The organism is Stenomitos rutilans (assembly GCF_059505485.1).
Map to the genome: position 1 here is coordinate 43,511 of NZ_JCACKR010000099.1, position 7,331 is coordinate 50,841.

8 protein-coding genes are annotated in these 7,331 nt (G+C 51.6%); 5 read left to right on the forward strand and 3 right to left on the reverse strand.

Annotated elements, in window-relative coordinates; genetic code table 11:
• Positions 1-84: 84 nt before the first annotated feature.
• From AC5JLP_RS19750 to AC5JLP_RS19765, 4 genes are all read left to right on the forward strand, one after another.
• Positions 85-402, forward strand: coding sequence for a hypothetical protein (locus AC5JLP_RS19750; RefSeq protein WP_496069655.1), 318 nt, complete (start codon positions 85-87; stop codon positions 400-402).
• Positions 377-1,699, forward strand: a complete 1,323-nt coding sequence (hisS, locus tag AC5JLP_RS19755; protein WP_496069656.1) for a histidine--tRNA ligase — start codon at positions 377-379, stop codon at positions 1,697-1,699. The genes AC5JLP_RS19750 and hisS overlap by 26 nt, the downstream gene beginning before the upstream one ends.
• 137 nt (positions 1,700-1,836) lie before the next feature.
• Positions 1,837-2,322, forward strand: a complete 486-nt coding sequence (locus AC5JLP_RS19760; protein ID WP_496069657.1) for a photosystem I reaction center protein subunit XI — start codon at positions 1,837-1,839, stop codon at positions 2,320-2,322.
• A gap of 304 nt (positions 2,323-2,626) precedes the next feature.
• Complete coding sequence (locus AC5JLP_RS19765) at positions 2,627-2,863, forward strand: hypothetical protein (RefSeq protein ID WP_496069658.1); 237 nt, start codon at positions 2,627-2,629, stop codon at positions 2,861-2,863.
• A gap of 30 nt (positions 2,864-2,893) precedes the next feature.
• Here AC5JLP_RS19765 and AC5JLP_RS19770 read toward each other — a convergent pair whose 3' ends face one another.
• Positions 2,894-5,005: a pentapeptide repeat-containing protein gene (locus AC5JLP_RS19770; RefSeq protein ID WP_496069659.1), complete on the reverse strand. Its 2,112-nt coding sequence runs from the start codon at positions 5,003-5,005 to the stop codon at positions 2,894-2,896.
• Positions 5,006-5,128: 123 nt separating this feature from the next.
• On the opposite strand from AC5JLP_RS19770, the gene AC5JLP_RS19775 reads away from it, so the two are divergent.
• A complete protein-coding gene (locus AC5JLP_RS19775) occupies positions 5,129-5,698 on the forward strand; it encodes a DUF6888 family protein (RefSeq protein WP_496069660.1) in 570 nt (189 codons plus the stop codon).
• Positions 5,699-5,723: 25 nt separating this feature from the next.
• On the opposite strand, the gene AC5JLP_RS19780 is transcribed toward AC5JLP_RS19775, so the two are convergent.
• A complete protein-coding gene (locus tag AC5JLP_RS19780; protein WP_496069661.1) occupies positions 5,724-6,308 on the reverse strand; it encodes a Uma2 family endonuclease in 585 nt (194 codons plus the stop codon).
• A gap of 126 nt (positions 6,309-6,434) precedes the next feature.
• On the reverse strand, positions 6,435-7,148 hold the full coding sequence (gene rph / locus AC5JLP_RS19785; protein ID WP_496069662.1) for a ribonuclease PH: 714 nt from the start codon (positions 7,146-7,148) through the stop codon (positions 6,435-6,437).
• Between the last annotated feature and the right edge of the window lie 183 nt (positions 7,149-7,331).

Sequence of the window (7,331 nt, forward strand, 5' to 3'; positions counted from 1 at the left end):
CTGAGCCGATCGCCCTGCCCTGAACGATCGCCTCTTTAACAGCCTGAGTCAGCACGATGCCAAACAGTCTTTTCTCGCTGGATTATGATGACGTTCCATGAGAAAAGGCAGCGTCGATTGAAAGTTGAGTCGATTGGAGATGATCACGTGGACGATCGCATTCGTTATCCAGGATTGCCGCTAGCGGTCTATCGTGAGGTGGCGGCCCATCTAGAGCAAGTTGACGGAGTGACTGTGGAACTGCTGCCTCAACAATCCCAGCAGTTTGACTACCGCCTCAGCCAAATCGATAGTCTTCGCATCATCGGTTTAGATGACTCAAACTCAACCCGTCGTCAGCAAGTGCAACAAATTTTGGCGTACTATAGCGATCGCTATGGTGCCTGGGAAGCCGTTAAATAGACAACACATGGGGTTAATTCAAGCGCAACGGGGAACGCGAGACATTCTGCCGGATGAAATTGCTTACTGGCAGCAGGTAGAGGCAACCGCTCGATCGATTTTGTCGAGAGCAGCCTTTGTCGAAATTCGCACGCCCATTTTTGAGCAAACCGACCTGTTTGAACGCGGCATTGGGGAAGCCACTGATGTGGTCGGCAAAGAGATGTATACCTTCCAGGACAAGGGGGAGCGATCGTTGACGCTTCGTCCTGAAGGCACGGCTGGCGTGGTACGTGCGTTTATTGAACACGGGCTGCATGCACAGGGGGGCGTGCAACGGCTTTGGTATATGGGGCCGATGTTTCGCTATGAGCGTCCAGGCACCGGACGACAGCGACAGTTTCACCAGTTGGGAGTCGAGTTGCTCGGCAGTGGCGATAGCCGCGCTGATGCCGAAGTGATTGCGATCGCGGTCGATTTTCTCCAAGCGGTAGGGCTAAAGGATTTACTCCTGGAGCTAAATTCACTGGGCACACGGGACGATCGTGCCCAATACCGCCAGTTGCTTGTGGATTACCTCACTCCCTACAAGGCAGACCTTGATCCCGATTCACAAGATCGCTTGACGCGCAACCCGCTGCGAATTCTTGACAGCAAAGATGCCAAAACGCAAGCCATTCTGCAAGAAGCACCCCTCCTGGGTCAGAGCCTTAGCACCACTTCGCAGGAACGGTTTGCTAACGTGCAGCAACTGCTCACGGACTTGGGGATCGTCTACACCATTAATCCTAAGCTAGTACGCGGCTTAGATTACTACAGCCACACAGCCTTTGAGTTTCAATCCATCCAGTTTGGTACGGTGGGCGGCGGCGGTCGCTATGACGGTTTAGTCACAGAACTGGGTGGCCCCGAAACACTGGCGATCGGCTGGGCGATCGGGCTTGAGCGGCTGATCGGGCTGCTACAGCAGTTAAAACCTGCTCAACCTATCACCACTGACTTTTATATTGTTTCCAAAGGCGATACGGCCGAAGCGCAGGCACTCAAGCTGGCGCAGATCCTCCGTAGAGCAGGCTTTAAAGCAGAGTTAGACCTGAGCGGTAGTGCGTTTGGCAAACAGTTTAAGCGAGCCGATCGCAGTCGGGCGATCGGGTGCTTCATCCTTGGTGATGCCGAAGCTGCCGACCAGACTGTTCAGCTTAAATGGCTGGCAACGGGAGAACAGCAGGCGATCGCGCAAGCTGATCTGCCCGCTTTAACGGATACGCTCCATCAGCAAATCGCCCAAGTTCAAGCCTTATCTAGCACTGATGCCTGAACCTTGCACGATCGAGTCACAAGGTTCCTATTAACTTTTCTAACGGTTCTTGCTGCTGAACTAACGAAGCATCCCATCGTGGGCGTAGAATTATCCTAATTCTTAGAAACCCTTAGATAAGTTAGGACACGTTCAGTATGTCTGACCCTAGAAATGCAGAGCTTATTCAACCCTGGAAAGGTGACCCGTTTACAGGGCATCTCTCTACACCCATTAGCGATTCTGGTTTTACCAAAGCGTTTATCGGAAATCTGCCTGCTTACCGCAAAGGGCTTGCGCCGATCGTCCGTGGTCTCGAAATTGGGCTGGCTCACGGCTATTTCTTGATTGGCCCCTGGGTCAAATTTGGCCCCCTACGTGATTCTGATGTGGCAGCACTAGGCGGTTTAATTTCTGGCTTGGCGTTGATCTTGATTGCAACAGCCTGCCTCTCGGTTTATGGTCTGGTGACATTTAACGATGATCACAGCGGCTCGAAAGATTCCTTGCAGACAGCCGAGGGCTGGAGCCAGTTAGCTGGCGGCTTTTTTGTAGGTGCAACAGGGGGTGCCTTTGTTGCCTTCTTCCTGCTGAACGAGTTTTCTACGGTCGATTCAATCTTCCGTGGCTTGGTGAACAATTAAGCAGTTGTGCCATTTTTCATAACCCTCACAGCCTGGATCAGTTTGATCTGGGCTTTTTGTTTTGGCTGTGATGGCAGATGCAGGGGCGATCGTGACGAATGGTGGGCTGCGAAAGAATCCAGAAGTCAGGAGCCAGAATGCAGGTGGCAGCATCTTAAAGTCACTAACTTCGCTGTGCAGCTAGATTAGAATAAAGGAGAGGCCATAATATTGGTCAACTCAAAAACTTTAGAGTCAGTGCCGCTCCACTCTTCCTGACCACAGACTACGCGCTGCTGACTCCTTAACTCTACGGAGCACCACCATGACACAACGACTCAAACGATGGGAATCACCCCGTCGCGAAGGACGAAACGATAAAGGCAAAGGCGGCTCTGCCCGTCAGCGTCAACGCCGCAAGCAATTTCAAGCGCTACGGCAAAAGCTGAAAGCACAATCTGACAATCAAAATCAACAACGGGGAGGCAGCGATGCTTCCCCACTTTTTTTGCAAGCCAATCGTGATGTGAAACTGCTTGTAGGAAGCGGGAGTCTCAGGTAGGGTGGGCAATGCCCACTAAAGCAAATCATTCTAGAACGGTAGACCCAACGCCTTCGTGATCAGCGGCAACAGCTTAGTACAGGCTTCGGCAAGCTTCGCGGTGTCAGGCAGAAAGGACGCAGCATTTTTGAAGAACGTCACCGCTTGACTCCCTAACCCTTTCTTTTCGGGTTGCTCCGGATCTTGGGCAACTTCTGCCAGCACCTTGACCTGTTCAAGCGCGGAGGCTTTGCCTTTTTCGGGCAGATCGGCATCGCTTTCAATAGCAGCTTGCAGTTCGAGCAACAGTTCTTTAATGCCAGGTTGAGCAGAGTCAGGCGTACTGGGCAACTGGTTGACCACGTTGGAAACACTGCCGCTGATAGCACCGAGATTGATGGTTGATCCGGTGACGTTGCCGCCAATATTCACACTCTGGCTTTTGTCTGTACTGTCGCTCATGGCTTTACTCTCGGCGCTGGCGTTTACTTCAACGGTAACAGGACGATTGGCAAGCAGGCGCAGAATCTCCGTCATATCGGCGCTTTTCTCGCGGTAGATGGTGATCTGCTCGTCTTTGGCTTTCAGTTCCGCGTGATATTTCGCTTCCAGTGCCTTGAGCGCAAGGTCGTAGTTCTGATTGAACTCGCTGTGGATCTTGGCTTTGTCGGCTTCTTCTTGAACACTGACTCTAACAACCACCACACCATCGCCCTTATTTTCAATGCTCTGAATCGTCAGTTCAGTACCGTCATTGTCTACCTGCACGGTTTTGAACGCAGCAACGAAGGCTTTCCAGTCCACGCCGTTGCGGAAGATGAGGTCAACGGTGTTGAGCGCTTCTTGAAACAGTTTGGTGAATTCACCAGGAGCAAAGTCACCGCTGCTGGGACGGCGTTCTTGCTGGTTGCGGAGAAGATAGACGTACTGGCAATCGACATCCTCTAGCTTGGTATTGCTGTCGATGTTCCAGGCTTCCAGGCAAGCTCCGGTGAGGTAGGCAGCGGTAAAGTCGGTGCCAATGGCAAGGACTTCGCGCAGGTTCGCGTCTTTGAGTTCAGCACGATGGAGAGTGGCATCGCTAAGGTCTGTCCACTTTAGATTGGCGGCATTGAGGTTTACACCATTGAGGTTTGCACCGCGCAGGTTGGCATCAATATACGTCTGGTTGTGACCATCACGAGTTACAAGCAACTTAAGCACCGTCGAGTTTGCAAGAATGGAGTCGCCGACTCTGGCGCGGTCTAGCTTTTTGGCATCTTGCCAGCAGACGTGAGTGAGATTGGTTGGCTGTTGCTTGGTGTGGTTGAAGTTGGTGCTTTTGAGTGTGGCGTTAGTAAAATTGGCTTGGGTCAAATCGGCACCGCAAAACGCTGTCCCACCAATAGCAGCAAAGTCGATGCCAAAACTACGAGTCAACTCAAACTTTTCATCGCCTTTCAGCGCTCGACGAGCAGCATAGATGCTTAACAGCAGACTAGCGACAGAGACAGCAACTGCAACTGCACCAGCACCAGCACCAGCAACTGCGACTGCGACTGCAATAGCACCAGCGCCAGCAACTGCCTCAGCGACTGCAATAGCGACAGCGACAGCGGCAGCAATAGCAACAACGATAGCGACAGCAATAGCGACTGCAATAGCAACAACGATAGCGACAGCGACAGCGGCAGCGACAGTGACAGCGACAGCGGCAGCGGCAGCGACAGCAACAGCAACAGCGAAGCAGATGGTTGCGGCTACTTTGCTGGTGAAGCCCTGTCGTGCGATGGCAATAGAGGCAGCGCTGATCGTGATGAAGAAAGAAATAGTCGTCGTTACATCGGTTACAACGTAAGTTCTGTCATACGTAGAGTCCCACCAGCGAGGAAAGTAGTAAGCAATGTAATAGCCGAAATATCCCTGTAAAACCCCTGCTAATGCAGAGATGAGAAATAGGAGTAACAGTTGACCGATGACCCACCGCTTTTGTACACCCGCCTTTGCCCCTGTAAAGTTGGCTCCTTTTAGAACAGCATTGTTGAAGTTTGCCCCACGAATGTCTGCCTCGGTGAAGTCTGCCCCGGAAAGGTCTTGCCCTTTGAAGTTTTGCCCTCGGAGGTTGGCGCGGCGGAAGTCTCGTTCTCCGTTGGCGTAGCGGTTGAGGACTTCGGTGGCTTTCATGGAGGGGTGAAGGGTAAGGGGTGGGAAGAGGGGGAAGCAGGGGAGGCAGGGGAAGAGTGCTTTGGGAATTTTGCTATAGGTGTAGCATAAGGGATGTGAGGGTGGCTAGAGGTTGGATGGGTAGTGTCTGCGGTGCCGACGATCGAGCAGGGTGAATCGTGTACTCAATCGTGTCAGGATCTAACCAGGTTTTACATTCCCATTTATTTGGTGAGGTTAGATACACGGACGGTCAACCTGTTTATGCTGCGATCGCTCAAACCTCGAACCACATCATTCCTATTTCAAGTACGATCGTTCTTGTTTCAAGTGACATCGTTCCTGTTTGAGATGCGATCGTTCCTGTTTCAAGTGAGAACATTCCTATTTCAAGTGCGATTGGTTCTGTTTCAAGTGAGAACATTCCTGTTTGAAGTGCGATCGTTCCTGTTTCAAGCGAGAACATTCCTGTTTCAGACAGAAACGTTCCTCTTTCAAGTGAGAATGTTCCTATTTCAAGTGAGAACATTCCTATTTGAAATGCGATCGTTCCTACCTCAGATGCGATCGTTCCTGTTTCAAATGAGAATATTCCTGTTTCAAGTGCGATCGTCACTTACTTGGACTGAGACTCCAGCCATGTCTCCAGGTCTGCGATCGCTGCAAAACCCTATAACGCGATTGCCTCGGTCTCTCGCCGACTCAAGTTTGTGAACGTTTAACCCATAGCTGTCGTCGTCTAGCGCCCTTGCAAGATCTGAGCGGTCGTGAGTGCCAATATACCGAACAGCGGAGAGACGATCGGGTTCTCTTCTGTATAAACCGTTTCTTCGTACAGCCCCTCTACCCATTCCAGCACTGTCACTTTTTGCTGTATCGGATCCACAATCCAATATTCGGCAATGCCTCGCGCTGCATATTCAGACCGCTTATAGCGATAGTCTCGTGCTTCCTGGCTGGGGCTGACGACCTCAACGACGAGCAACGGCGGCGGCATCTCTGGCATCACGGTCGATCGAGTGGCTCCCTCTAGGGCGATCGCTAGCGCTTCAGACAAGATCATCAAGTCAGGAAAGCGCGTCGTTGCTCGTGAACCGCTGACTACAATTTCAGTGCCAATGCTCACTCGATAGGTTGGAATGCCTTGCTTCAGAAAAAAAGCAAAAAGCAATGAGGCAATGCGCCGATTGATCTCACTTTCGGGTGGCATAACAAGCAATTCTCCATTCACCAACTCATACCGAGTGTCTGTGCCATCGTCGTACTTGAGGTACTCTTCCAGCGTCATCAGTTGGGATGCGGTGTTTTGAGCGGCCAGCGTCATAGAGGCTCTTACCTGCCATCAACGGTTTGTTAAAATCAAGCGGTCAGCAGTGCGCTTCAAGCCTGATTAGTTTCATTATGTCTATTGACTTGGCAAACGTTCTATCAGCGCCAGTCATTTCTAAGTCTACTCAAACGCCTGAAGCTGAGCTTTTAACAAGGCTTGAATGCCCGTTTCGGCAACATCCAGAATGCGGTTCAGTTGCGTGCGTCTAAAGCTACCCGTTTCAGCCGTGCCTTGAATTTCAATCAGCTCCAGGCTTTCATTCATCACCACGTTGCAATCCAGTTCAGCCGCCACATCTTCGGGATAGTTGAGATCGAGCATGGGTTCGTCCTCCAGTAAGCCGACTGAAACGGCAGCAACCTGATGAATGATGGGCGATCGCTCCAGGTCTCCCTTTGCCACTAGCTGATCAAGCGCATCCTTCAGTGCCACAAAGCCACCTGTAATGGACGTGGTACGTGTGCCAGCGTCCGCTTGTAGCACATCCGCATCAACGACGATCGTGCGTTCGCCCAGGGCTGCCATATCAAGGGTCGATCGCAGGCTACGTCCAATTAAGCGCTGAATCTCCTGGGTACGACCAGATAGTTTCATGAGTTCGCGTTCTTGGCGGTCTGGAGTTGCGCCTGGCAGCATGCGATATTCTGCTGTCAGCCAACCTTGCCCTTTGCCTTCTAAAAAGCGCGGTACTTTAGGCTGAATGGAAACTGTGCAAAGCACCTGCGTATCACCACATTTTGCCAGCACTGATGCAGCGGCAAACCGCGTAAAGTTCCGCTCAAAGCTCACCGGACGTAGTTGATCCGGTTTTCGACCATCAGGACGCTGCCACATTGTTCTTACCTCAAAACCCCTGACTCAGAATACAGGAGTTCGGGGAAGAGGGGTGTAGGGTGTGGGGTGTAGGGCGCAGGAATTAGAACGTCCTAGCAGGCAAAGTTTGTCAGAATAGAAAGCAATATCATAGAACTTACGCATTGACAGAAGTGGCAATGTCTGAAGTCAGACAACAGCCGA

Coding starts and splice junctions, on each gene's coding strand:
- AC5JLP_RS19750 (WP_496069655.1), top strand. CDS start 85: ATGATGACGTTCCATGAGAAAAGGCAGCGTCGATTGAAAGTTGAGTCG.
- hisS (WP_496069656.1), top strand. CDS start 377: ATGGTGCCTGGGAAGCCGTTAAATAGACAACACATGGGGTTAATTCAA.
- AC5JLP_RS19760 (WP_496069657.1), top strand. CDS start 1,837: ATGTCTGACCCTAGAAATGCAGAGCTTATTCAACCCTGGAAAGGTGAC.
- AC5JLP_RS19765 (WP_496069658.1), top strand. CDS start 2,627: ATGACACAACGACTCAAACGATGGGAATCACCCCGTCGCGAAGGACGA.
- AC5JLP_RS19770 (WP_496069659.1), bottom strand. CDS start 5,005: ATGAAAGCCACCGAAGTCCTCAACCGCTACGCCAACGGAGAACGAGAC.
- AC5JLP_RS19780 (WP_496069661.1), bottom strand. CDS start 6,308: ATGACGCTGGCCGCTCAAAACACCGCATCCCAACTGATGACGCTGGAA.
- rph (WP_496069662.1), bottom strand. CDS start 7,148: ATGTGGCAGCGTCCTGATGGTCGAAAACCGGATCAACTACGTCCGGTG.